This is a genomic window from Lysinibacillus sp. TE18511, from assembly GCF_054062295.1.
The window spans coordinates 87,188-113,451 of record NZ_JBSSFD010000006.1 but is presented as its reverse complement, the minus strand read 5'-3'; the positions used below and the strand labels follow the sequence as shown (position 1 = coordinate 113,451).

Sequence of the window (26,264 nt, the reverse complement as noted above, 5' to 3'; positions counted from 1 at the left end):
AATCCCCTTTAATGTTGACAATTTGGGCAAAAGACTGATGTGCGCCCGCCTATCGTCATTTGGCTTGTTGCAGTTTCACACACTGGGCACATTTTCTTGCCATACATTTGCAGTCGATTCTGCATACTTCCAGCCTCACCATTGATATTACGGTAATCTGAAATTGTTGAACCTCCAGCCTCAATGCTTCGACGTAAAACAGCAACAATCGCCTCGAATAATGCACGCTTACGTTTATCGCTAATACGATTCATCGAGCGAGCTGGATGAATTTTCTGAGCAAATAACGCCTCCGTAGCATAAATATTGCCACAGCCAGAAATAACCTGCCCATCCATTATTACTTCTTTGACGGCTTTTTTCTCATATTTCGGCAACTTTGATTTAGCAATAAAAAAATCACAAGCTACTTCATCAAATGGTTCTGGCGCCATTTTTGTTAATGGGGCATGATCCTCAATTTTTGTTAAAAAACGCAGTTCACCGAAGCGGCGAATATCCGAATAGATTAAATAACCACCGTCTGCCATGTGAAATGTCGCATGAATATGCTTTTGAAATTTCGCCTCCTCGATTTCCTCAGGCGAATTTACCACAAACCATGCTCCTGTCATGCCTAAATGACTGACAAGTACATAAGGAACATCCTCTTTTAGCAAATGAAAAAAGATGTATTTTGCACGTCGTTCGATTTTTGTAATCGTCATTTGACACAAGGACGTTTCAAACGCATCGGGTTCGGCTTGCTTCACAATACATTGCTTTCCCTCTCCAAAGGAAAAACGAATGATTTCAGATAGTTGAACTTGCTGAATTGTACGCCCTTCAATCTTAGGTTTTAATGCCTGGACGACACCTTCAACTTCTGGTAATTCAGGCATTTTAACTCCTCCTTATTTTGCTTCGTACCAAGTCGCGCCGTAGTTGAAGTCCACTTTTAGCGGTACAGCAAGCTCGATCGCATTTTCCATAACCTCTGGTACTATTTTTTCAAGCATTGCAATCTCTTCCTTCGGTGCTTCAAAAATTAATTCATCATGCACTTGTAATAAAAGCTTTGCCTGCATATTTTCTTTTTTCAAGCGAGCGTCCATATCAATCATTGCTTTTTTAATAATATCAGCTGCACTCCCCTGAATCGGTGTATTCATCGCAGTACGCTCTGCAAAGCTTCGTAGATTGAAATTAGAGCTCGCAATATCAGGTAAATATCGGCGTCTATTTAAAATCGTTGTTACATAGCCATTGAATTTCGCATCCTGCACGATATCATCCATATATTCTTTTACACCTGGGAAGCTCGCAAAATACTTCTCGATAAATGTAGCAGCTTCCTTACGAGTAATATCTAAATTTTGTGATAAGCCGTAATCACTAATACCATAAACAATACCAAAGTTTACTGCTTTTGCAGCGCGTCGCATATTACTATCGACCTCATCTGCTGAGACATGGAATACATCCATTGCTGTTCGCGTATGAACATCCATATCTTCACGGAAAGCTTCCACTAAATTTTTATCCATTGACATATGAGCCAATACTCGCAATTCGATTTGTGAATAGTCGGCAGAAAACAATATCCAATCTTCTTTCGATGGGACAAATGCTTGTCGAATTTTTCGCCCCTCTTCTAAACGAATCGGGATGTTTTGTAAATTCGGATCCGTTGAGCTTAGACGTCCCGTAGCCGTTAATGCTTGTTGGAATCGTGTATGCACCTTTCCATCCTCTTTATGGATTTCCTTCAGCAAGCCTTCAATATAAGTTGACTGTAATTTTCCAAACTGACGATACAAAAGTATATGCTCGATAATAGCATGCTCTGGCTTTAATTTTTCCAATACATCCGCTGCAGTGGAATAGCCTGTTTTTGTCTTTTTAATAACAGGAAGACCCAGTTTATCAAAGAGGATAACGCCTAACTGTTTCGGCGAATTAATATTGAAGGCTTCTCCTGCCTCCGCATAAATCTCCTGCTCAATTACAACTAACTTGTCCTTTAGCTCCTGGCCCATCTTCTCCAAAGTAGCACGATTAACCGTAATACCCTCACTTTCCATTTCACCTAAAATAGAAGCAAGCGGAAGTTCTAAGTTTTTATAGAGTTCGAACTGTTCATTTTCCTTTAATAATGTCTCTAGCTTTGGCTGCAATGACCATACAGCAAAGGCTTTGCGACCAGCATGCTCAGCAAGTACCTCAATGGCAGGTATAGCACGTTTTGCTCCCTTCCCATAAACAACTTCATTTGCTTGCACATCACGATAACCCAGTTCCTTTGCAAGTGTTGCCACATCATCCCCACTAAGTCCAGGATTATTAATATAAGAAGCAAGTAATAGGTCAAATTCAACACCCGCTATACGAATACCTGCACGTTTTAACGCTGCTTGTGCTGCCTTTGAATCTGACATATATTTTATTTTTGTAGCATCTTCTAACCAAAGGCGAAGAGCATCTGATTTAGCCGCAATATCAAACGGCACATAAATTGTGCTCATGCCATCTGTTAAAGCAATGCCTAGTTGCTGACATGTGTGATAATGCTCATCCTCTAGCTCTAAGTGCACTGCCATGACATCCTTTAAATGCTCTGCCTTAACTTCTTGCACAATTTTATAATCAAACGGTGCTTGCTCTTCCTCTTGGACAGCAAAATCGCTTTTATCGATCAGTGATTTAAAGCCAAGCTCCCGCCACACGTTCATTAATTCTTCTTCATCTGGACCATTATAAGCAAGGTCAGAAAGCGTTATTGCAATAGGTGCCTCCGTAAAAATCGTCGCAAGCTTTTTACTCATTAGTGCCTGTTCTTCATTGGCAACTAGCTTTTCTTTCATCTTAGAAGCCTTCACCGCATCCATTGCCGCATAAAGTGCCTCCACCGAACCATGCTCTTTTAGCAATTTAACGGCAGTTTTTTCACCGACACCTGGTACACCAGGGATATTATCTGAAGCATCCCCCATTAAACCTTTCATATCAATAATTTGTTGAGGAGTTAAACCGTATTTTTCTTCAATAAAGTCTGGTGTATTTTTCTCAATTTCGGTAATGCCTTTTTTCGTAATGTATACTGTTACCTGTTCAGTTGCGAGTTGCGTTAAGTCACGATCTCCCGATACGATGATGACATCCATATCCTGCGATGAAGCTTCTTTAGCAAGTGTCCCAATAATATCGTCCGCTTCGTACAATTCAAGCTCATATCGCTTAATACCATAAGCATCAATAAGCTTACGTATATAAGGAAACTGCTCAGATAATTCTGGTGGAGTCTTTTGTCGACCACCTTTATATTCCGTAAATGTCTCATGACGGAAGGTTGTCTTACCCGCATCAAAAGCAACTAGAATTTTCGTCGGTTGCTCTTCCTCTAATATTCTTTGTAGCATTGTTGTAAAGCCGTACACTGCATTCGTATGAATTCCACTATCATTCGTTAATAGAGGTAACGCAAAAAACGCGCGATATGCTAAACTATTGCCGTCCAATAATAGCAATTTTTCCTTTGTCATGATTTTATCCTCCTGCGTTGTCGTCCTCTTAATTGTAAAACGAAAACGTATGTTTGAAAATGCCTCTTCTTTTTTACTTTATCGAGAAAACGGTAATTTTACCAATCATAACGATGATAATCACGAAAATTTCTACATCAATATATTAACTATACAAAAAAAGCCAATTGCACATCGCAATTGACTTCCTTCATGTTATTCGTTGGCCTCATTAATTTTTTCTTGTCGATAAAAAATCTCTTCATATATAACTGTCAAAATAAAGGCATTCATAAAGGCAAACACTAAAAATAATGGCATACCGCCTAGCTGCGGATGTGTAAGCTCTGAATAAAATACCATGACAGTACCAATTTGCGCTAAGAAGAAAATGAAGCCAATCCCAACTTGCCATATTGGACGCTGTACTTTACGTTTTTCGTACCAAAATAATTTCTTAAATACTTTTCGTACATCCTCTGCGATAACTAAACTTAACAAAAATAATAAGACAAAAAATACTGGTATATGATAAACACTTTTTGTGATCCATGCAAAATCTGATAGACGGAAGAAAAGTGTAAACAACGATGCAATACTACATGCTATCCCTAAATTTTGGAGCCACATGTTAATGTGCAATTTCACAGCTATTACCCCCATTTTTAATTTCCGAACATTATCATTCTATCAGAAAACAGTCATCTACGAAACACGAAATTATAAATTTCTATTATTTTTATAACACAAAAATTGATAATTGAAAGATTTTTATAAACAACGTGGTCAGAAATCCCTAAAATCAAACAATGAAAATTAAAATAAACTGCTCATCATTAAAGGTCGGGGATGACTTTGTTAAAACGCATGCCATGCATAAGTTGATTGGAGTGGAGACTGGGCGACTCCTTGGGGATTAGCGGTAGAGGAACGAAGGCTAAGAGCATCACGTCCTGTGATAACGCCTTCGTGACCAACATCCTGTTGCCCCGAGACCCTGCAGCGAAGCGAAGCGGCTCATCGGACGCCCCCAGGAAGCTTTGCTCTGTGCGAAAGCGAAGCGGCAGCAACAAAGCGCCCAGTCGGAACGGAAATCAACCCCACGCCATGGTAATAAGTCTTTATACCAGTAACTAATTTGTAGAAATATATTGCTAGTTTCATGGATTGTGTAAAAAAAAGCCGTCTCAAAAAGTTTGAGACGACTTCATATACTAATCCCTGCAAGAATAATAGTATTATTTTATATAGCCAGATAATATCTTCGCATATGGTGAAGTGGATGGCAAAATAATTACCGTATCTTCACCTATAGTTTTCTTATATGATTCTAACGTACGGTATAATGAATAGAATTCAGGGTCTTGCGAGAATGATTTATTGTAAATTTTCGCTGCTTCCGCTTCTCCTTCAGCTTGAATCAATGCTGCATCCTTTTTAGCTTTTGCCAGCAATTCTTGAACCTGCTTATCGGTTTGGGCTTCAATACTGCGTTTCTGAGCATCACCTTCAGATAGATATTTCTGTGCGATTGATTCACGATCCGAGATCATATTTGTAAACACGGACTGCTCATTCTCAGTTGGCAAGTCGATACGACGTATACGGACATCGACTACTTCTATGCCATACTTATCGTTTGAAAGTAGCTCATTGACACGTTCAGTCACTTGATCATTAATACTACCACGTGAAGAATTTTCATCATTAATAATCTGGGAATATTCTATTCGACCAAGCTCTGAACGAATAACAGAATAGATAAATTCCTCCATACGCGATTCAACTTTTTCTATAGTACCTGCATTTGAAATTAATAACTTTGGATCTGTAATTCGCCAAACTGCATAATTATCAATGATTATGCGTTTTTTATCCTTTGTATTAATTTCCTCTTCAGAAATCTCATAAGTCATTTGGTTTTTAGGTAGTTTTGTAACACTTTGAATAAACGGAACTTTTATTTTCAAGCCAGGCTCACTCTGAAATTTCACTACTTCCCCAAATTGTCGAACTACTGCGTATTCGGATTCTTTCACAATATAAACATTAGCAAATAAGATAATGGCAATAGCGAAAACGGCTGTTAATGTTACAACAAAAGAAATATATTTTTTGGGATTCATCGGACCTTTTTTCGACATTTTGATCACATTGTCCCCTGAATCTCCGTCTTTTGAAGCAGTCTTTTTGGATTTACCCGATAAAAAATTCAGGAATTTGTCAAGGTCCTTGTTTTTTTGGTCCATTAGTTACCGCTCCCTTCTTTTTTCTCTGTAGGTGTCTCCTGTGTCGTTGGTTGCAATGCTTGAATAGGTAAGTATTTCATCGTACTACCATCATCATTCATAATGTAAATTTGCGCTTTAGGTAAAACATTTTCAAGCGTTTCTAAAATTAAACGCTCACGTGTAATTTGTTGATTGCCCTTATATTGCTCATACATTTTATTAAATACCGCTACATCCCCTTGAGCCTGCTCAATACGAGCTGTTTTTTCACCTTGAGCCTTCGAGATAATGGCATCTTTTTCACCTTGAGCCTCGTTAGTACGTTGATTCTGATATTTTTTCGCTTCATTTATTTTTGTATTTTTCATTTCACGGGCATCGGTAACCGCTGTAAAGGCCGCCCGCACATCAGCATTTGGCAATTCAACATCTTGTAATTTTACACCCAGAATACTAATCCCAATATCGTATTTTTCAATAAGTGAAACCAATAAATCTCGTGTGTTTGCTTCTATATCTGCTTTTCCATCTGTTAACGCTGCATCGATGTTGGAACTTCCGACAATTGACCGAATCGCACTCGACGTAGCGCTATGTAAAATTTCTTCTGGATCTTGTGCGTTAAATAAAAACTTATTCGGGTCTGTGATCTTCCATTGAACTACAAGGTCTGTTAAAACAATATGCTCATCGCCTGTAATCATTTTCGTTTCAGCATCATAATCTTCCAATTCACCATCTTTATTTTGCTTATAGCCAAACTGCAAACTAAATGTTTCTTTCGATAAAACCTCAACCGATTGTACAGGCCAAGGTAATTTAAAATGTAAACCTGGCTCGGTTACTGTATCATCGGCACGACCGAACGTAATGACTACCGCTTGTTCCGATTCATCTACCGTGTACCACGATGTAAACACAGCAATAAGTGCAATAATACCGAAAATACCAAGTCCTACCACCATTAGTGACCTTTTCACACTCATGTCTAATCCTCCCTTAAGCTTAATACTATTGTTTACGGGATACTTTATAAAAAAGTTTCAAAATATTTTAATAAACTAATATTATATATTAGGCAGTTTGACATACGGTATTATTCAAAAAAGAGATTCTACACCAAATGTTGAGGTAAGGCTCAATGTAAAGCTCCCACAAACGTTCTGGCGACTGCCAAGCCAGTAACATTCACCTCCATATTAAATTGTATGATTACCCAACAAATATTATAGAACTGAAAAATAAAAAATCCTGTTACCATTTAAGGCAACAGGATATTGACAACTAAATGTTCAAATGCTGGGAAAAATGTTGTTGATAAAACAATACTAATTAATCCAGCTACAACCATAGCAAGACTTGCAAAAGTACCTTCAAGTTCACCAAACTCAAATGCTTTAGAGGTACCTGCACCATGTGCACCCATTCCTAACATTAGACCTCTAGAGGATGGTCTATGAAAACGACATACTTTAATTACGAACGGTGCCAGTAGACTTCCTAAAATACCAGTTATCATGACGAAAACTGCCGTCAGGGTAGGTGAGCCACCAATCATATTGGAAATATCCATTGCGATTGGTGTAGTGACTGAACGAGGTACTAAGCTATGCACAAGTTCATCATTTAATCCGACTACTACGGCGATTATATATGATGATGTAATGGCAACTGCAGATCCAACTGCAATACTTAGAAAAATTTCAAAAGCATGTTTCTTTAATAGGTTAAAATTTTTATAAATAGGTACCGCAAAGGCAACTGTTGCTGGACCTAGTAAATTTGTTAAAATATTGGCTCCTGCATTATAGGATTTATAAGATGTACCCGATAGTAACAAAACGATAATGATAACTATCGGTGTTATCAGTACGGGTGTTAGCCATTCCTTCTTATACTTTTTATAAAACATTTTACTACTATAAAAAACGGCAATAGTGCCTATTAAACTTACTACAGCTATTAAAAAGCTCATGCAGTATCACCTTTCTTTCGTAGCTCTAGCCACTGTGCTGTGAAACCTGTTGCAAACATGACAACAATAGCACTCACGACAATAACAAGCACAGCCTTCACACCCTGCACACCGAAAAGCGAATCATAATCGATCACTCCGATCGCAGATGGAATGAAAAATAGCAATAACTCACTAAGTAATAAACCTGCACCTAGCTCAATCCATTCAAGCTTAATAATATGAAACTGCAAAAGTAAAAACAATAAGACTAGTCCAATTATACTCCCTGGAATCGGCAAGTGAAGTAGACGTGCAATACTATTCCCAACAAATAAAAGTACATAAAGATAGCCGATTTGCACGATACTATTGACGATTTTCATGGTCATCCTTCTCTCAATTTTTTATCACACTTTAACGGACAGTAACAAGCAAGCGTAAACTACCCTTTAAAGCCCGATTGGTTCAACTACAATTAATGAACTGATTGTAGTTGATTATTATGCTACTATACTTTACACCTATTTACGTTTGGTGTAAAACAGAAAAAGAATCTACCACCAAAAACTTTGGCAATAGATTCTTTCTTCTGTGGCGATAACTAAGCAGCACAATCAAAAAATCTTTTATTTTTAAAAAGCAGCGATTTATCGTCTTAATAATTATAATGGGGGTTTCTATTAACAAGTATAAATCCCCATTATGAATCTAAAATTGTGCTATTGTAAAGAAATTGTTAATTTTTCGGAATCATAACAATCATTTTTGTACCTACGCCAACTTCACTTTCTACTTGAATGCGACCATGATGCGCCTCTATTAAGTGCTTCACAATCGCAAGCCCTAAGCCTGTCCCCCCAGAATTCCGACTTCGTGCACGATCCACACGATAAAATCGTTCAAAGACGCGGGCAATTTCATGCTTTTCAATCCCTATCCCTTGATCCTCTATTTCAATAATGCCATACGTTTCATTTTCCTTTAAACGAACCGTAACGGTTGTATTTTCTGGAGAATACGTAATCGCATTGGTAATTAAATTAGTGACAATTTGAATGATACGATTCGCATCACCCATAACCTGAATATCACGATCTATATCAACATGAAAGCTCATATTTTTCTCATCCAGACGTGGTCCCGTTAACTCTGCTCCACGTATAAGTACATCTTGCAAGCCCATCGGCATAATATTAACGGTAAAACCATGCTGTTCAATTTTCGATAACTCCAGTAAATCCTGAATAAGCATCTGTAGACGGTTACTTTCTTTATTAATGATCTCTAAAAAAGATAGCAGCATTTTTTCATCCTTATACGCTCCATCCAGTAAAGTTTCAGCAAAACCTTTAATGGATGTAATAGGCGTACGTAGTTCATGAGATACATTTGCTACAAAATCCTTACGAATCTGCTCTAAACGAACAAGCTCCGTAATATCGTGCATAACAATAACAACACCAAGCCAGCGACCATGATCGCCTATAACAGGTGCTCCATACACTTCCTTATTATGTAGCTCCTGTTGTACTTCCATTTTAATTTGTTGTCGATAAGGCATTTCTGTTAAAAACACATGGTCGATAAATTGCTCAAGTGATTTAGGTAAACCGATTGTACGAAAGACCTTCCCTTGAACATCGGCAATTTGCATACCAAAACGCTCTAGAAATACCCGGTTCACGATGGATATATTTCCTTCACGTCCAATCATCATGAGGGAACTTCCCATGTTTTCAATTAAAGTTTTAAGCCTCTCCTCTTCCACTTCACGAATCGTCGTAATATCCTGTAAATTACGTGCTAAAATATTGATAGAGTGACTTAACGGCATCATGCGTTCATGTTCATTTTCATGGGCTCGAGCACGATAATTTCCCTTTGCCAATTCAAGCGCTGTATCTGTCACGTTATCAATAGGCGCAATGAAATTTCGAATCATATAGCGACTTACAACAGCTATTAAAATAAGCGTTATTATGAAAAGAATCGTTAGCACTAGATAAAACCGTGCACGAATATCAGAAAATAGAGAGTCTTTCGCTTCAATGTTTTGAGCCGTATATAGTGCTTCTTTATCTTCCTTAGATAGTTCAAGCTTTCGTTCATCTAATACTTGATCGATAGATTCTTGCAGCTGCAAACTTGCCTGCTCATCGTACTGTTCTATATAAACAGGAAAAAGCTGACCTATAACAAGCATTAGGACAGCTAAAATCGTTCCAAGTAATAGCATGAATGTCAAGAATAAGCTGTTGCTCATTGATTTCATGTCGTCTTCGGCTCCTCAAATTTATAGCCAAGACCGCGAATTGTTTTGATGAACATTGGCTTACGGCTATTTTCCTCAATTTTATCGCGAAGGTGACTTATGTGTACATCCACAATTCGAGTATCGCCAGCAAAATCATACTTCCATACAGCACTTAATAGCTGATCACGCGTTAACACACGGTTTTTATTTTCAAGTAAGTAAATGAGTAGCTCAAATTCCTTCGGTGTAAATTCAAGTGCCTCATCCTGTAAAAACACTTCAAAACGCTCAGGAAATACACGCAATTGACCAAACTCATACATTTTCTCTTGTAGCCTATCCTTATCTTCTACCACAACATTTTGTGTAAAACGTCTTAATACAGCTTTTACCCGTGCTAACACTTCGCGTGGACTAAAGGGCTTCGTCATATAGTCATCTGCCCCTAGCTCTAGACCAAGTACTTTATCGAACTCGTCATCCTTTGCTGTTAACATAATAATAGGTGTATTCATACGTTGTTGACGAATTTGTTTACATACCTCCATACCATCCAGTCTCGGAAGCATCAAATCTAATAGAATTAAATCTGGCTGTAAATCAATTGCCTTATCAAGACCCTCTTGACCATCAGCAGCTGTTTCTACAACATACCCTGCTTGTTCTAAATTATATTTCAATAATGTCGCAATAGAAAATTCATCTTCTACAACTAAAATCGTTTTTGTCATGTATAATGCCTCCGATAGTGATTTGAAACCCCCATTTCAAATCTCAAGAAGTCTATAATGCGAGTGGTGGCGTCACCAGCAACGTACCTTCAATCACAAGCTGCTTTTGCTCATTATATGAGTGCACAGATACAGTAATTGTATTTTGGAATTTATTCACTTCTGTTACCTCTAAAAGCGTATCAAATAATTCATAGTGATAGAGAGGTCCTAAATATTTTAAATGTTGCTCAATAATTCGTGAACCTGGTCCAGGAATATACTTTGAAACAGCTGACGTAATAATGCCATTTAACATGATCGTTGGTACGATTGGCTTTTGAAAAGGCGTCATCGCAGCATAATCATGTTGAATATAAAGAGGATTACTATCATTTGTCAGACCTAAATAAAGTAGTAAATCCTTATCTTCAATCTTTTCGGTAATATGAATCTTCTCGCCAACTGTAATTTCATCAATAGTGAGACCAAGCTTACTGTTTTTTTGAAGCAAAGATACGCCAACCCCTTTTCTATCATACTACCTTCATAGTATCAATTTTATTCTAAAAGTACAACGAAAAGCAGAATAACCATTTTATCTTAATTCAGCATGATTTATCTGTGCGAAGCGACAGCAACATGTAACGTAGCAACAGCAAAAGTATGTTGTTCACGAAGGAGTCACCTAGTCTCGACTCCGAACAACAATCAACTTACTTTCTTAGTATACTTTTTAACAAATTGTCTCCTCAAATCTAAGTTATGGCACCACCCAAATTAAAAGAAACCACCTCATATGAGACGGCTACCTCTGGCTAGCTATTCAATTAAAGCACTCCGTTAGTGCAATAAGTATTAATTTTGGTAGCAAGTCTCATATTCGTCTTTCATTAACAAACTTTTACAAGCCAAACCATTTTCGTGATAAATCTCTTTACCTATTTCTAATTCGATACTTCTATTTGAATTTGGATAATCAGGTTCGTCATTTAGAATGTACAACGTATTTTCATCCATCCATTCCATAGAAAAATTACTTTTTGCATCACTATAATAAACAGTTTGCACTTTATTTTTCTCATTATTTTTTGTGATTTCAACCCATACGTTAACACCGCCTGCTGCACCACCATATGGTTCATAATAAGCATTAGCTGTGTATTCTTCAGTAGGTGATACTACAGGTCCAGGTCCGTTTTGGATAAATTCTCTATCAATTTCACTAAATGTAAAAAAGTACATTTCATATGTATAGATTGAAGATATCAGAACAACCCCAGACAACGATGCAATCAGTAAATTTCTGGGAAAAGGTTTCTTTTTAATAAAAGAAATTATTATCTTTGCACATAAAATAAAAAATAATATAACGGTAATGAAAGAAATCAAGAAACCAAATAAAATTAAAATCATAATCCCCCCATTCTAGAGTTCAATGGCAATTATCTCAAATACTGATAATTTTGCAATGTTCTTCTTCAAGTAAACTGCTCCGTTAGTTGAATAGCATCATACAATTCCATACAGAACGAGTTGACATTGCCTTTTCGGTTGAATCGCGAGTTATTGTATATACAGTATTTTATACATCATTGATTTAACCGTGTTTTTCGACTGGATCACCAATCGCAGTATGTATAAAATTTTGCATACTCTCTCCTTAGTGATATCTTTATTTTCTACGATAGATCGCAGCATTATCGCTATCTTATAGCTGGTTCTTTAGCTTCTATGCTCTTTAGTTGCTTATTGTCACACGGTGATAATCCTTGGTAAAAAGATAATAGAAATCCGAATTCCTTTAAGAATTCGAATTTCTATTTTTTGTTGTACTATCAAATAGCGATCTTGCAATAAAGAAAACTATTATAAAAGCCAACGATTGTATAATATTCTCCCTCCATAAGAGAGTACCTGTCCTACGATAATCCCAAAAAATGAAATTAATAAGTAAGACAATAAACATAAGAATTGAAATTAAAACTTTCCTCATTTAATGTCACCTCCCACATTTATATAATTTGATATTATAGCGTTATAAAATTTTTTCTTTATATTTCCTTTATTAAAATACAATTATAACGTATTTTACATTTATTTGATTTATTTAACAGTAATTAAGAATAAAAAATCTCCCATAATAATTGGTGTCAAAAGGGGCAAATAAGTCATTTAAACTTTGGAAACTAGAAGCCTGTGATATAAGGGGTAGCACCAGGAAAATGCGGATTTACAACGTTAAGGAATATACACGATTTTATGCACACTAAACGGTAAGCCATAAACGTGTAAATATTGATGTATTAAGTGTTTGCGCTTCCTGTATAAAAAGCTGTATAAATAATGTTCATAGGGAAAGCCACTAAACGTTGATTTAACAACATTCGTGGCTTTTTGGTGTGTGTCCAAACTTGCATTTGGGAACGTTTATTAGGTTTATTTTGTATGCTTTATAAATCCTCGTTGCACTAAAGTGCCCGTTAGCGGAACATTACCTCTGAAGAAATCTTTTCATCGTTGGTAAAGAAATCCACAATAGGGATTTGGATAGGTGTTCTATATGAACGCAAATGCACTTCTGCTGTTGATGATATTCTTGGTTTTAATGTTACAACGTCCTTTGTAACACTTATTGATGAAACCAAAAAGTAAATATCTCTATACTTTTTAAGTTTAGTAAGTACTTTCTTCATACTAACACCTGTAATTTTATCAGTATATTCAACAAATGAAATAGAAGCCTTGTTCAATGGTCTTATCTGATGGCTAATAACGACTTTATATTTTGCCGTTTCCTTTTCCTTATGAACAATTTCCAATTCGGTTTTATATTTTAGCATCATTTTCTTGACCTTTTTTACTATTTCAAAGTCAAGTCCGTCTCTTTCACAAAGGGCACGTAGGACTTCCGTAGTCAATTCAATTTTAAAAATGAATTTTTCATCTGGGTTTAACCTATTGAATTTATTAACGGAAACACCGATGTTAACGTAAATAAACCAATCTTCATTGAGATTTGGTGTAATCTCTACATGACCTTCTTGTAATGAATCAACAAAATTGATGTAAATATGGTCATAATCTCCTGTTTTAAAATCGAATTCACGCAGTTTTCTTGCATATCTGTCTCCAATGTAAGGAATATCAAAGTGATAATCTTCTACTCCATAATACCTTATATCAATTATTGTTTTGTTTTTCATAAGAACTCCTAATAAAATTTTTGCCCTGCTTCAATGCTTCCGTTTCAACTATTCTGCCAGTTAGTTCAACGAGGCACCGATCCCTATCCCTATATCGGAGCAGTATCGAGCTATCGTTCTCCGTTAGCGTAACGTGTTTTTTATCTCACTAAGTTCCTTTAACAGATAGTTGGATAATTGTTTATTTTGGGGATCGTCTCTATCCTTGAAATTAGCACCTCCAAAAAAATCATAGTGAATATTCATAATCCGCTTTTTTACTTCTTCTTCCTTTTGAGTGCATTTTATCTCATAAAAATCATTTAATCGTTGCAGCTCTGACTGAGGGAAACCAATGAACTCAATACTTACTTCAAAAAGAAAAATGATTTCTAAGGCATTTTCCTTGAACTCATCGTTGTAAGTTGACTCATCATGCGATCTCATCATACACCCCACTTCAACTATCCTGCCTCGTTCGTATTATAAGGTCAGCCAGATATTTCTGGTTGACCATTTTTTATATAGTTTTATTATAGCAGTAGCCAGGGTAGAACGTATCTGCTCGTGGGGCATGATCCCGTCAACTAAACCGTTCGCCCCCTACTTGCAGAAACATGATTGAGGCTGGTTGGGACTTAGATCTCGTATAACAAGCGAAGCTAAGACACTGCATGGAGGATTAGGGGTAACTGGCAAATATGATTCTAGGAGGAGATTAAGAATGAATCCAGTCGTTGGTCTGGATATTTCAAAAGGAGAAAGCCAGGTTCAGGCATTCTTAGATAAAGGCAAACCGTATCGTAAAAGTTTTAAGGTAACAGGTGGGGATTTCTATCACCCACGACTGGGTGGCTTCGCCACTTAGCCTTGCAGGGTTGTCTGCCTGATTCCACTTCTTCGAAATGCCTTGGGCAGACCAAGGAGCGTAGCGACGCGGTGTAGATATGATGTTAGGCGATGCTCTCGTCCGTTTCAATTACTCCTACATTGAATCTATCCACATTACAAATTCCCTTATACAGTCTTCTGGATTGATATCCTGGTTAATTTCTATAAATCTTTCATAATACTCTAGTTCATGAATAATTAATGGTAAGGCTTTATTGAATTTTCCAATAATCACACCTTCATTGTGTAATCGTTTAACAACATTTTTAATTATTTCATAGAAATCTTCTACTATTCTTTCTCCTAATTCTAAAGTTCGATCAAAATCCTCTTCCTCATCTGTATCCGTATAAAACCATTGTGATTCTCCGACCCATTGATCCCTTAATTGTAGTTCTTCTTTGTTAGTACCCTCGTTGTTCTCTCCAATCACGATTTCTTCGTTTTGTAGCCAAAAAGCATAATTCCACTTCGCTTCACATTCATCAGTGGCTTGTGAAATATTAAACGTCAAATTAGAGTTTGTATTGTACCCCAAAGTAAGCCTAGGCTTTCTCATATCGTCTAATTCACAATCAATATAAAACGACAATACATAAATATCTTTGATAATATCATCACACCAACCATCAATCCGTTTCTTAACTTTGTCATAAATTATTTGTTCTAAATTATTCATTTCTGTCCCTCCATAATATTTAAGGTTTTAGAACTTCACTTCATTTTTTATAATGTCCTTCGAGAGTTTCGCCTAACGTTAGTGTATCTACGAACCCGAAAGGCTTAAAGGAGCGTAGCGACTGGGTGGCTTCGCCACTTAGCCTTGCAGGGTTGTCTGCTGAATTTTCTTCCCCGAAAATTCTCCGGCAGACCAAGGGGGCTCCTTTATTCCAATTACTTTTCTCAAGTTTAGACATTTTTCTAAAGAATTTCATTTTTCCCCTCCACAATATACCTTGTATCCGTACAGTTCTATTAATGCACTTTAGCCATCCCACTATACTTAAATATAATACCATTATTTTACCAAAAACTATGATTCCTTATTCAACTAAACTGCACCGTTAGTTCAATAAAGAAAAAAAGAGCTGCATATGCAACTCAATTTTTTTCAAGTAAAGCACCCCGTTAGCCACCCATGAAGTGAAAAAATATCACTTCACCACAGAAAATGAAAGATGATTAAGTTCTTTCATGGGAGTTTAAGAAGAACAGCGATTTTAATCGCGCCCGTTAATGGAATAACTAAAATTATTCCATATTCAAATTCCTTATGATGGGTTTACCGGTTTCACCAAACCGCTAAATCTTTGATTGAGAATAGTTCATCTGTCATAATTTTCCTCTTATTTCGTATTTGTTTTTCTGTTAGCTGCGACGACAAATACTACACCAACTAACAAGCATAAAGCAGCCGTAAAAAAATTAGATTTAACTAAACATACGATTGCACCGATGATCCAAATCAAACCAATCAATAATCTGAATGTTGTCCTGTTCACTCTTTTCATCTCCATTATTTTTCAAAGTCAAAATGGAACAAGTCGTCAATTGAAGCGTCCAATTCTCTTGCGATTCGAACGGCTAATTCCAAAGAGGGATTATATTTTGCGTTCTCCAAACGCATAATCGTTTCTCTACGAACACCCACACGCTGCGCAAGTTCTTCTTGGGTAAAATCTTTTAAAAGACGATATTTTTTTATCTGAGTTGTAAAAGCTGTCATAATTATTCACCCGTATCATATTTGTAAGTCAAATACGCCCACAAATTCGTTCCCAAAGCAAAGGTCAGAGCTAAAATGATCAATTCAGCTCGATATAAAAACGCATAATCGTGAGAAAGAAAACTTAATACCAAGCTGCTTAGAAATCCAAAACAGAAAGCAATGCGAAAAGCCATTGTCCCCGCAATATTACGATTTTCGATTAAACGTTCATCTTCCCCTGCGCCTAATTTATGCCACCAGTAATATTGAAACCCTCCAAAAAAGGCAAAAAATAAATACATAGCAGGGGACCCGTTAGTCCCTGAAAACCCCAAAAATCCTAACAGCCCGATGAGCCAACTCTTGTTAGTCAATGTTTGTTTCATTAGTTATCCCCCTCCTAAGTGATATATTTATCTCTCTATGTGATAAATATATCACATTTACAAATAATTGTAAATGAAAAGACAGCCCCAGCGGACTGTCTTAAATAAAAAATCATTAGTGATAATCTTGTTGCAATGATTGGCCTTAATAAGCGTGCTAATTGGTGCTTTTTTCCGCACAAGTGGCTATTTTGTGTCGCAATATCCACACAAGTTAAACAGCATTCTTCAACTATCCTGCCCCGTTAGCTCAATAAGAAAAGCACCTTTGACTTATGTACTTGATCTTACACTCGTATGAGTTAGGCGATATGCGAAGCTCCCTAAAACAATCCAGATATGACCCTCTTTCTATTTTCTGGTATCCCGTAATTTGTAAGAACATCTCTTTTCAATCTCAATACTCAAAAAAATCGAGTAGGAATGAATCCCACTCGATTTCATAAGCTTTTATTAAGCTAAAATTTCCATAACATTGCGAACTGCTTCTGCCGATTTATCTAAAGCTGCTTTTTCAGTGTCAGTTAATTCAAGCTCAAAGATTTTTTCTACACCATTTGCACCAAGCAATGTTGGAACACCTAGATATAAATCATTGTAGCCATATTCACCTTCTAAGTATGCAATAGATGGAAGTATACGTTTTTGGTCTTTAATGATAGCTTCCGCCATTTCAATAAGTGCCGCTGAAGGAGCATAGTATGCAGAACCATTACCAAGGAGGTTAACGATTTCAGCACCACCGTTACGTGTACGATCAACAATCTCTGCAAGACGATCAGCTGGGATTAATGTTTCTAATGGAATACCACCAGCGAATGAGTAACGAGTAAGTGGCACCATTGTATCACCGTGACCACCTAAAACAAAACCTGTGATGTCTTTTACTGAAATATTAAGCTCTTCAGCAACAAACGCACAGAAACGAGCCGTATCAAGTACACCTGATTGACCTATTACACGATTTTTAGGGAAACCAGTCTCTTTGTATACAGTGTAAGTCATTGCATCTACTGGGTTCGTAAGTACGAGGATTGTTGCATTTGGTGAGTATTTCGCAACTTCCTTGGAAACAGTTTTCATCACATCTTGGTTAATTTGAACAAGATCATCACGGCTCATACCCGGTTTACGAGCAACGCCAGCAGTGATGATTACTACATCAGAATCAGCCGTATCCGCATAATTAGAAGTACCTTTAACATAAGAATCATAACCCTGCACCGGTGCAGCTTCCCACATATCTAAAGCTTTACCTTTTGCTGGGTTTTCAGCTTGAGGGATATCCACCAATACTACATCACCAAGTTCTTTTTGAGCTGCTAAAAATGCTGCAGTAGCGCCGGTAAAACCGCTACCAATTACTGAGATTTTTTTACGTTTCAGAGACATTCGAATACGCTCCTTTAAAATTAGGTTATTTAATCAATTATGCCTCGGCATAATTGCGTCAGGAATCGGCTTTGTGCAAGCACAAAGAACTCCTTTCCGATTCTGTGACATCCGCCGGAGGCTTCTTTCAGCGGGTGTTTAAACACCCGCTGAAAGAAATTAAAAGAGGGAGGAGAATAAATTCTCCTCCCTCGATTAAACAAGTTCATCGTAAATATATTATTAAGCTAAGGTCAATAGAAATTTACATTTCACCCTAATTATATCGGCAGAATATACTTCCGCTTTAACTATAATTTTCTATTTTAGAATAGAAAATTATAGGTTTTTGATTAATTCATTCGCGAATTCTGAACATTTTACTTCTGTAGCGCCGTCCATTAAACGAGCAAAGTCATAAGTTACAACTTTAGAAGAAATTGTTTTCTCTACAGATTTAGTAATCATGTCAGCTGCTTCTTGCCATCCTAAGTGTTCAAGCATTAATACACCTGAAAGTAATACTGAAGATGGGTTTACTTTATCTAAACCAGCATATTTTGGAGCTGTACCATGAGTAGCTTCGAAGATCGCGTGTCCAGTTACATAGTTAATGTTTGCGCCTGGAGCGATACCGATACCACCAACTTGAGCAGCTAATGCGTCAGAGATATAGTCACCGTTTAAGTTCATTGTAGCTACTACATCGAACTCAGTTGGACGAGTTAAGATTTGTTGTAAGAAGATATCAGCGATAGAATCTTTAACTAAGATTTTACCAGCTGCTAAAGCGTCAGACTGTGCTTTGTTTGCTGCTTCTTCACCTTGTTCAGCTTTAATAGCATCATATTGGTTCCAAGTGAATGTTTGATCAGCAAATTCTTTTTCAGCTAATTCATAACCCCATTTTTTGAATCCACCTTCAGTGAATTTCATGATGTTACCTTTGTGTACTAAAGTAACAGATGGGCGTTTATGTTTAATAGCGTATTCGATCGCAGAACGTACTAAACGCTCAGTACCTTCTTTAGATACAGGTTTTACACCGATACCAGAAGTTTCTGGGAAGCGGATTTGGTTAACACCAAATTCAGATTGTAGGAAGTTGATGATTTTTTGTGCTTGTTCAGAGCCAGATTCGAATTCAATACCAGCGTAGATGTCTTCTGTGTTTTCGCGGAAGATAACCATTTCAACGTCTTCTGGACGTTTAACTGGAGAAGGTACTCCATCAAAGTGACGTACTGGACGTAAGCATACATATAGGTCTAACTGTTGACGTAATGCTACGTTTAGAGAACGGATACCACCACCGATTGGAGTAGTAAGAGGACCTTTGATTGCGATTAAGTATTCGTTAATTTTGTCTAAAGTTTCTTGTGGTAACCATTCACCAGTTTGGTTGAATGCTTTTTCACCAGCTAAAACTTCTAACCATTCGATTTTCTTTTCAGCGTTGTATGCTTTTTCTACTGCTGCGTCGATAACGCGAGATGCTGCAGCCCAAATATCTGGACCAATTCCATCACCTTCGATGAAAGGAATTACTGGATTGTTTGGTACATTAAGTACGCCATTTTCAACTACAATTTTGTTTGACATTGATGTTGCCTCCTAAATTCATAATCATAGGACTGTGTTATAAGTAACACAGTCCCAAATATTCTAGCATAGTTTCCAAATTAGCGCTCGCTGATTGGAACATATTTTTGCATGCCTGGTCCAACATACTCTGCACGTGGACGGATTAGGCGGTTGTTAGCATATTGCTCTAGAATATGAGCTACCCAACCAGAAGTACGTGATACTGCGAAAATTGGTGTGAATAGGTCATGATCAATACCTAAAGAATCATACACTGACGCAGAGAAGAAGTCTACGTTTGCAGGTAATTTCTTTTGTTCTACGATCATGTCATGGATTTTAACTGACATTTCATAAAGCTCTGGTTTACCAGTAAGCTCAGTTAATTTTTGTGACATTACACGTAAGTGTGGTGCACGTGGGTCGCCTTTGCGGTATACGCGGTGACCGAAGCCCATGATTTTTTCTTTGTTATCTAATTTATTTTGAATATAAGATTCAACGTTTTCAAGTGAGCCGATTTCAGTTAACATTTTCATAACTTGCTCATTTGCACCACCATGAAGTGGTCCTTTTAATGCGCCGATAGCTGAAGTTACACCAGAATAAACATCTGATAATGTAGCTACACATACACGTGCTGTGAATGTTGATGCATTTAATTCATGGTCAGCATGTAATACTAACGCTTTGTCGAATGCTTCAACTTCAATTGCCGCTGGTTCTTCACCTTTAAGCATGTATAAGAAGTTTGCTGCATAACCTAATTCTGGTTTTGGAGCAACTGGCTCTAAACCTTTACGAACACGTGCAAATGCAGTAACTACTGTAGCAATTTTAGCTTGTAAACGGATAGCTTTACGGTAGTTAGCTTCCGTATCCATAACATCTGCCTCTTCATCGAATACACCAAGTAAAGATACTGCAGTACGTAGTGCAGCCATTGGATGTACAGTTGAAAGTGGGTAAGTTTTGAATTGGTCTACAATTGCTTGCGGAATAGTCATGTTGTCTGCTAATTGTTGTTTTAATTCAGCTAGCTCGTCCGCTTTTGGTAAACGAGTATGCCATAATAAATAAATTACCTCTTCAAATGACGCGTTCACTGCTAAATCATCAATGTTGTAACCAACATATGTAAGTGTGTCATCGATAATTGAACTGATTTTAGATTCCGCTGCTACGATACCTTCTAAACCTTTAGTTGCTGACATAAAATATCGCTCCCTCATAGTTATATTTTTGGGTGTGTAAATGCTTTTTGTAGGTCACATTTACGTTTTTTGCTCATATGAACCATTAAGTAAATCGCTTACATTGCTATTATAATCATTTTTGACATCTTTGTGAATGAAAATCCTCCGAATAAAGAAAAAGGTGTTTTATCGATTATTTAAACGTTCCAAAGAGATTATTTTGTATTTTTTAACATTAATTCATCATTTGAAACGGGGTGAAATTGTAAAAATGAGGAATATTAAATATTTTTCATACGAAAGAACTACTAGTGTGTTGTTATTTATTTTTTATTTGGTAATATTATGGTTCGTATTGCCTGTATCTCTTGCAATTTTCTTATCTTTTTCTACGTATCCTATCATAAAATTTCTTCACTCTTATTGTAGGCTTGCCTATTGGCTTGCAGCAATCATCGTAGAAGCACTCATACTAACTTGCATTTTTCTTCTCGCTATCATATCTATAAACAGCATTATTCTGATCTTCCCTGAAATCCGAGAAACACTACAAAATTTCCCACTTTTCAATGAATATGAATCAATGTTCATCCAAGTTTTAAAGGAAAAATCATTGTCTATTTTCGATTCAATCTTAGTGTATATGGCTAATATCTTTCAATTATTTATGAAGCATGTCATTGAAGTATTTATATTCCTTATCGCTTACTACTTTGCCCTATTAGAAACTCGCAAATCCCGTTATTGGTTCTTTCAATATGTGCCAAAAAAATTCCGCAATGAATGGCAGTCACATTTTTCGAAGATTATGCAACTATTTCATTATTTTTTGTTCGTGGAGTTTCAGCTATTCACAATCACACTGCTCATTCTTTGTGCGGGGTTTATGATTCTCCAATTTGAACAAGCCATTATTAAAGCTTTTATAGTAGCTTTCGCAGATATACTTCCTTTCTTCGGCATCGGAGTATTTCTAGTACCCATGAGCTTTTATTTTTACTTAAAGGGGAATACCTTTTTATGTGTGGCTATTTTAATTTTATATCTATTTGTTCAATTAACAAGGCAGCTAGCTGAATCCATGCTTTGGTCAAATACACTGCAATTGCGAACATTCCACACCTTTTTCATCAGTGCCGCCTCTATCTTATTATTTGGTTTTTACGGCATTTTACTTAGCCCTATATTTTTATTTTTGGCGGTTAAACTAAAGGAAAATGCTATTTTTGAACGATGATGAATTGACCTTTTTTCATTTTTTTACGCATCCAATAATAAAAGATTGGTTGGAACATTTTACGAGTAAAAGGCATAAGCAGCAATAAACCAATAAGATCTGTTAAAAAACCTGGTAATGCTAGAAGTACACCACCGCTAAAATTTAACACTGTGTCAATTAAAGCTGGACCCGGAGCCTCTCCACGTGCTATCGTATTTTTTACCTTTTGTACAGAATTCATACCTTTATTTTTCACTACATAAATACCTATAATACTCGTAGCAACTATAAGTAATAAAGTATTTAAAACACCAATATTTTGACCAATCACTATTAATAACGCCAATTCGGCCAATACGTAGACAATGAAACCAAGAAAAATTTTTCTCATATTTTTCTCCTTTCTATCTAAAAAAGCTATACCTTTAATACGTTATTATAGCCAATTTAGTTCCCTTAAAAAACAACGAGCCCTAATAAGAGACGTCTAGGCTATACTTTCATTATAGTAAAATCCCCATTCCATGAAGGGGAAAAAACTATTTTTCACGCAAGAAACATCTATTGGCCCAATACCTCTGGCGGATCTCACGGTTCGGAAAGGAGTTCTTTGTGTAAGCACAAAGCCGAATCCGGACACACTTACGCTGAGGCATAATTGATTCAAACGAAAATATCTTTTTTCATAAGAAAAGCTCTAGTACAATCATCCGTACTAGAGCTTTTTGTTATGGTTTAAAGAACACTTGCATGCCCTTTGTAAATAACTCCTGTTTCAGCATCCATCGTAATTTCTTGATCGTGGCGAATCAATGTAGTGGCTTCTTTTACACCGACGATAACAGGGATACCAAGGCTTAGTCCTACAACCGCTGCATGACTTGTAAGTCCACCCTCCTCTGTAATCAGACCAATACAGTTTTCAATCACTGGCATCATATCACGATCTGAACCAACCGTTACTAAAATGCATCCGTCTGTATCATATGCTAGTGCCTCAGCGGCATTTTTTGCAACAACTGTTTTACCTACAACTGAAGCTTTACCGATTCCTTGACCACGAGCTAGCAAATCTCCGATAATGTGTACCTTCATTAAGTTAGTAGTACCTGCTTCACCTACCGGTACACCTGCTGTAATGACAACTGCATCACCGTGCGTTACAAAGCCATGCTTCAAGCTTTCGTCAACAGCTAGCTCTAAAATTTCATCTGTTGTTGTAACACGTTGACAAACAACTGGGTATACACCCCAAACTAGTGTTAATGCGTTAGCTGTATTGATAGAGCCTGTTACAGCGACAATCGGTACACCTGGGCGATATTTAGCAATCATTTTAGCAGTGTTACCACTTTCTGTTGGTGCTAATACTGCTTTTACACCTAAGTTAATCGAAGTGTAAGCTACTGCCTGAGAAATTGCCTCAGTCATATTTGCCTCTTTTTCACGACTACGTGTAGAAACGATCGCCTTATAATCTAATGAATTTTCTGTGCGCTGTGCGATTTTATTCATTGTTTGTACGGACTCTACTGGATAAAGCCCCGCCGCAGTTTCACCAGACAGCATAATTGCATCTGTACCATCGATAATTGCGTTTGCTACGTCACTTGCCTCTGCTCGTGTCGGACGTGGATTACGCTGCATCGAATCTAACATTTGTGTAGCTGTAATTACTGGTTTACCTACTTGGTTACATTTTAAAATTAATTTCTTTTGTACAAGTGGTACTTCTTCTGCTGGGATTTCTACACCAAGGTCACCACGTGCCACCATTAATCCATCTGAAACTAAGATGATTTCATCGATATTATCGACACCCTCTTGGTTCTCGATTTTCGGGATGATTTGAATATGGCTACCACCATTTTGTTCAAGTAATTCTCGAATCTCTAGTACATCCTTTGCTCGACGAACAAATGAAGCTGCAATAAAATCTACACCTTGCTTAATACCGAATAGAATGTCCTGTGCATCTTTTTCTGTAATTCCCGGAAGCTGTACAGAAACGCCCGGCACGTTAACACCCTTTTTATTTTTTAAGACACCTGCATTTTCAACAATTGTATGGATAAGGCCTTTTTCCATATCTGTTGCTAATACACGTAATTGAATAAGTCCATCATCTAATAAAATAATTGAATTTTGCTCAACATCCTCGATTAAACGATCATATGTTACAGAGAAGCATTTTTCTGTTCCTTCAACTTCAGTCATTGAAATATCAATCACTTGTCCTGTAGCTAAATGTAATTCCCCGTTTTTCATATTATGCGTACGAATTTCTGGACCTTTTGTGTCGAGTAAAATACCAACTGGTTTACCTAATTTCTGTGCTACTTCGCGAATTAAACTAATACGTCCTTCATGCTCTTCATGAGAACCATGTGAAAAATTTAAGCGGGCAACATTCATACCTGCTTCAATTAGTTTCTCTAAAGTTTCTGGTGACTCACTTGCCGGACCAATTGTACATACGATTTTTGTTTTTCTCATTTTCTGCCCACTCCGTTTTATAACAAATTATATAGATAGTTCTTTCATTAAAGTATACAAGCTTACATCTGACTCATGATTTTTTTCAAAAGCTTCAGGCATATCATAGTCAATAACTTGATGGTTGCGGATACCTACCGCTCTTCCAGTTTTTCCTTCCATTAATAACTCAACTGCATGAGCACCGAACTGACTTGCCAGAACACGATCGCGTGCAGTAGGTGAACCGCCACGCTGGATATGTCCAAGAACAGAAACACGAATCTCTTTTCCTGTTTTGTCTTTTAACAGTTTTGCCAAATCACTACCTGACATAACACCTTCAGCGACAATAATAATGCTATGCTTTTTCCCACGCGCGGCACCACGATCTAAGCGTGCCACAATGTCATCCAAATTATAATCTTCTTCTGGAATTAAAACTGTTTCAGCACCAGCTGCAAGACCTGCCCATAATGCAATATCTCCTGCATCTCGCCCCATTACCTCAACTATAAAGGAATTTTCATGGGAAGTTGCTGTATCGCGAATTTTATCAATCGATTCCACAACTGTATTTAGTGCTGTATCGAATCCTATAGTATATTCGGTTCCTGGAACATCATTATCGATTGTTCCTGGAACGCCAACAGCAGGAAAACCTTTTTTCACTAAATCCATAGCACCACGGTAAGAACCATCGCCGCCAATAACAACTAGCCCTTCAATCCCAGCTTCACGCATATTGTCAATGCCTCGCTGTTGAACAGCGTCTTCTTTAAATTCAGGACATCTTGCTGAAAATAACTGTGTTCCACCACGTTGAATAATGCCACCTACTGAGCCTAAATCGAGATTTTCCATGTAACCTTTTATTAAGCCTTCATACCCATGCTTAATTCCGACAACATCAATTCCATGATAAGCTGCCTTACGAACGACTGCACGAACAGCTGCATTCATCCCTGGCGCATCTCCACCACTTGTTAATACGGCAATTTTTTTCATTGTCGACCTCCTGCAGTACTATTATTATTCACATTAACACGAAAAAACAAACTATGTAAGTGTTCTGAGGCTACAAAAACATAACTTTTACAAAAAAATAAAAAGAATGCGCTTTCACACACTCTTTTCAGCAAAAAATAGCCGAAATCTAACATATTTTCAAGAAATCTAGCATTGTTTTTGCACTGTTTTATTCTTCCATCATTAGGCTTTTTATCAATCTAAGAGACTCATCACCATAACGTGTGTTGATTTCCGTTCCGACTGGGCGCTTTCCTGGGGGCGTCCGATGAGCCGCTTCGCTTCGCTCCAGGGTCTCATCTGTGACGCTGATCCCCAAGGAGTCGCCCAGTCTTCACTCCAATCAACTATATGCATGACATAAGTTTTAATAAATGTCATCCACAACTTTTGGTGATGACCCATCTAAGACCCAAATCAGGATCAGCATGAAAACGTAGGGTTGATTTCCGTTTTTCTTGTGCTTTAGTGGTAGCAACAGGGGGGCGTCTGTGCGAAAGCGTAGTGCAAACGTAGCGACAGCAACAACATGATGTTGGTCTCGAAGGCATTATCACAAGAGGTGATA

28 protein-coding genes are annotated in these 26,264 nt (G+C 37.2%); 3 read left to right on the top strand and 25 right to left on the bottom strand.

Going from position 1 to position 26,264, the window contains the following annotated elements; genetic code table 11:
- Window positions 1-8 precede the first annotated feature (8 nt).
- From mutM to ACVWXS_RS06775, 3 genes are all read right to left on the bottom strand, one after another.
- Window positions 9-881 (bottom strand): bifunctional DNA-formamidopyrimidine glycosylase/DNA-(apurinic or apyrimidinic site) lyase, encoded by an 873-nt coding sequence (mutM, locus tag ACVWXS_RS06785; protein ID WP_368635638.1) that lies wholly within the window; start codon window positions 879-881, stop codon window positions 9-11.
- Window positions 882-893: 12 nt separating this feature from the next.
- Window positions 894-3,521, bottom strand: coding sequence for a DNA polymerase I (polA, locus tag ACVWXS_RS06780; protein ID WP_456957107.1), 2,628 nt, complete (start codon window positions 3,519-3,521; stop codon window positions 894-896).
- A 195-nt stretch (window positions 3,522-3,716) separates the two neighbouring features.
- The gene (locus ACVWXS_RS06775; protein WP_068983956.1) at window positions 3,717-4,148 is read right to left on the bottom strand and encodes a DNA polymerase I; all 432 of its coding nucleotides are present in this window, start codon (window positions 4,146-4,148) and stop codon (window positions 3,717-3,719) included.
- 237 nt (window positions 4,149-4,385) lie between these two features.
- Here ACVWXS_RS06775 and ACVWXS_RS06770 point away from each other — a divergent pair, with 237 nt between their 5' ends.
- The gene (locus tag ACVWXS_RS06770) at window positions 4,386-4,637 is read left to right on the top strand and encodes a hypothetical protein (RefSeq protein ID WP_456957105.1); all 252 of its coding nucleotides are present in this window, start codon (window positions 4,386-4,388) and stop codon (window positions 4,635-4,637) included.
- Window positions 4,638-4,738: 101 nt separating this feature from the next.
- Here the strand turns inward: ACVWXS_RS06770 and hflC are convergent, their stop codons facing one another.
- The 10 genes from hflC to ACVWXS_RS06720 all read right to left on the bottom strand — a co-directional run bounded on the left by hflC (window position 4,739) and on the right by ACVWXS_RS06720 (window position 14,284).
- Window positions 4,739-5,749, bottom strand: a complete 1,011-nt coding sequence (gene hflC / locus ACVWXS_RS06765) for a protease modulator HflC (protein WP_456957103.1) — start codon at window positions 5,747-5,749, stop codon at window positions 4,739-4,741.
- Complete coding sequence (hflK, locus tag ACVWXS_RS06760; protein ID WP_374965655.1) at window positions 5,749-6,717, bottom strand: FtsH protease activity modulator HflK; 969 nt, start codon at window positions 6,715-6,717, stop codon at window positions 5,749-5,751. Before hflK ends, hflC begins: the two co-directional genes overlap by 1 nt.
- 275 nt (window positions 6,718-6,992) lie before the next feature.
- Window positions 6,993-7,706, bottom strand: coding sequence for an LrgB family protein (locus ACVWXS_RS06755; protein ID WP_402984245.1), 714 nt, complete (start codon window positions 7,704-7,706; stop codon window positions 6,993-6,995).
- Window positions 7,703-8,071, bottom strand: coding sequence for a CidA/LrgA family holin-like protein (locus tag ACVWXS_RS06750; protein ID WP_456957100.1), 369 nt, complete (start codon window positions 8,069-8,071; stop codon window positions 7,703-7,705). Before ACVWXS_RS06750 ends, ACVWXS_RS06755 begins: the two co-directional genes overlap by 4 nt.
- Window positions 8,072-8,424: 353 nt before the next feature.
- A complete protein-coding gene (gene pnpS, locus ACVWXS_RS06745) occupies window positions 8,425-9,960 on the bottom strand; it encodes a two-component system histidine kinase PnpS (protein WP_456957098.1) in 1,536 nt (511 codons plus the stop codon).
- On the bottom strand, window positions 9,957-10,673 hold the full coding sequence (locus tag ACVWXS_RS06740; RefSeq protein ID WP_068983962.1) for a response regulator transcription factor: 717 nt from the start codon (window positions 10,671-10,673) through the stop codon (window positions 9,957-9,959). The genes pnpS and ACVWXS_RS06740 overlap by 4 nt, the downstream gene beginning before the upstream one ends.
- A gap of 52 nt (window positions 10,674-10,725) precedes the next feature.
- Complete coding sequence (locus tag ACVWXS_RS06735) at window positions 10,726-11,166, bottom strand: MaoC/PaaZ C-terminal domain-containing protein (protein WP_068983963.1); 441 nt, start codon at window positions 11,164-11,166, stop codon at window positions 10,726-10,728.
- A 344-nt stretch (window positions 11,167-11,510) separates the two neighbouring features.
- Window positions 11,511-12,068 (bottom strand): DUF5412 family protein, encoded by a 558-nt coding sequence (locus ACVWXS_RS06730; RefSeq protein WP_456957096.1) that lies wholly within the window; start codon window positions 12,066-12,068, stop codon window positions 11,511-11,513.
- Between the two features lie 1,067 nt (window positions 12,069-13,135).
- Window positions 13,136-13,858 (bottom strand): hypothetical protein, encoded by a 723-nt coding sequence (locus tag ACVWXS_RS06725; RefSeq protein ID WP_374963713.1) that lies wholly within the window; start codon window positions 13,856-13,858, stop codon window positions 13,136-13,138.
- Window positions 13,859-13,981: 123 nt separating this feature from the next.
- Window positions 13,982-14,284, bottom strand: coding sequence for a hypothetical protein (locus ACVWXS_RS06720; protein ID WP_456957094.1), 303 nt, complete (start codon window positions 14,282-14,284; stop codon window positions 13,982-13,984).
- 277 nt (window positions 14,285-14,561) lie between these two features.
- Here ACVWXS_RS06720 and ACVWXS_RS06715 point away from each other — a divergent pair, with 277 nt between their 5' ends.
- Window positions 14,562-14,705 carry a hypothetical protein gene (locus ACVWXS_RS06715; protein ID WP_374967662.1) on the top strand — a complete coding sequence of 48 codons (144 nt, stop codon included), beginning with the start codon at window positions 14,562-14,564 and terminating at the stop codon, window positions 14,703-14,705.
- Window positions 14,706-14,822: 117 nt separating this feature from the next.
- Here ACVWXS_RS06715 and ACVWXS_RS06710 read toward each other — a convergent pair whose 3' ends face one another.
- The 8 genes from ACVWXS_RS06710 to citZ all read right to left on the bottom strand — a co-directional run bounded on the left by ACVWXS_RS06710 (window position 14,823) and on the right by citZ (window position 20,991).
- Window positions 14,823-15,407 carry a hypothetical protein gene (locus ACVWXS_RS06710; RefSeq protein ID WP_036125929.1) on the bottom strand — a complete coding sequence of 195 codons (585 nt, stop codon included), beginning with the start codon at window positions 15,405-15,407 and terminating at the stop codon, window positions 14,823-14,825.
- Window positions 15,408-15,447: 40 nt separating this feature from the next.
- A complete protein-coding gene (locus ACVWXS_RS06705) occupies window positions 15,448-15,663 on the bottom strand; it encodes a hypothetical protein (RefSeq protein ID WP_374963715.1) in 216 nt (71 codons plus the stop codon).
- A 411-nt stretch (window positions 15,664-16,074) separates the two neighbouring features.
- Window positions 16,075-16,230, bottom strand: coding sequence for a hypothetical protein (locus ACVWXS_RS06700; RefSeq protein WP_456957091.1), 156 nt, complete (start codon window positions 16,228-16,230; stop codon window positions 16,075-16,077).
- A 14-nt stretch (window positions 16,231-16,244) separates the two neighbouring features.
- A complete protein-coding gene (locus ACVWXS_RS06695) occupies window positions 16,245-16,454 on the bottom strand; it encodes a helix-turn-helix transcriptional regulator (protein WP_223555763.1) in 210 nt (69 codons plus the stop codon).
- Between the two features lie 2 nt (window positions 16,455-16,456).
- Complete coding sequence (locus ACVWXS_RS06690; protein WP_402984225.1) at window positions 16,457-16,822, bottom strand: DUF3796 domain-containing protein; 366 nt, start codon at window positions 16,820-16,822, stop codon at window positions 16,457-16,459.
- Window positions 16,823-17,275: 453 nt separating this feature from the next.
- Window positions 17,276-18,214: a malate dehydrogenase gene (gene mdh / locus ACVWXS_RS06685; RefSeq protein WP_374965642.1), complete on the bottom strand. Its 939-nt coding sequence runs from the start codon at window positions 18,212-18,214 to the stop codon at window positions 17,276-17,278.
- A 318-nt stretch (window positions 18,215-18,532) separates the two neighbouring features.
- The gene (gene icd / locus ACVWXS_RS06680; protein ID WP_374965641.1) at window positions 18,533-19,795 is read right to left on the bottom strand and encodes an NADP-dependent isocitrate dehydrogenase; all 1,263 of its coding nucleotides are present in this window, start codon (window positions 19,793-19,795) and stop codon (window positions 18,533-18,535) included.
- An 80-nt stretch (window positions 19,796-19,875) separates the two neighbouring features.
- Complete coding sequence (gene citZ / locus ACVWXS_RS06675) at window positions 19,876-20,991, bottom strand: citrate synthase (RefSeq protein WP_374965640.1); 1,116 nt, start codon at window positions 20,989-20,991, stop codon at window positions 19,876-19,878.
- Between the two features lie 253 nt (window positions 20,992-21,244).
- Here citZ and ACVWXS_RS06670 point away from each other — a divergent pair, with 253 nt between their 5' ends.
- Window positions 21,245-22,210: an AI-2E family transporter gene (locus ACVWXS_RS06670; RefSeq protein WP_456957088.1), complete on the top strand. Its 966-nt coding sequence runs from the start codon at window positions 21,245-21,247 to the stop codon at window positions 22,208-22,210.
- Here ACVWXS_RS06670 and ACVWXS_RS06665 read toward each other — a convergent pair.
- The 4 genes from ACVWXS_RS06665 to ACVWXS_RS06650 form a co-directional block, all read right to left on the bottom strand.
- The gene (locus tag ACVWXS_RS06665) at window positions 22,194-22,583 is read right to left on the bottom strand and encodes an FxsA family protein (protein ID WP_374965638.1); all 390 of its coding nucleotides are present in this window, start codon (window positions 22,581-22,583) and stop codon (window positions 22,194-22,196) included. The two genes, ACVWXS_RS06670 and ACVWXS_RS06665, sit on opposite strands and share 17 nt — an antisense overlap.
- Before the next feature lie 344 nt (window positions 22,584-22,927).
- Window positions 22,928-24,688, bottom strand: coding sequence for a pyruvate kinase (gene pyk / locus ACVWXS_RS06660; RefSeq protein ID WP_368635627.1), 1,761 nt, complete (start codon window positions 24,686-24,688; stop codon window positions 22,928-22,930).
- A gap of 27 nt (window positions 24,689-24,715) precedes the next feature.
- Window positions 24,716-25,675 carry a 6-phosphofructokinase gene (gene pfkA / locus ACVWXS_RS06655; protein ID WP_368635626.1) on the bottom strand — a complete coding sequence of 320 codons (960 nt, stop codon included), beginning with the start codon at window positions 25,673-25,675 and terminating at the stop codon, window positions 24,716-24,718.
- A 216-nt stretch (window positions 25,676-25,891) separates the two neighbouring features.
- Window positions 25,892-26,077 carry a hypothetical protein gene (locus ACVWXS_RS06650; RefSeq protein ID WP_456957085.1) on the bottom strand — a complete coding sequence of 62 codons (186 nt, stop codon included), beginning with the start codon at window positions 26,075-26,077 and terminating at the stop codon, window positions 25,892-25,894.
- Window positions 26,078-26,264: the final 187 nt, after the last annotated feature.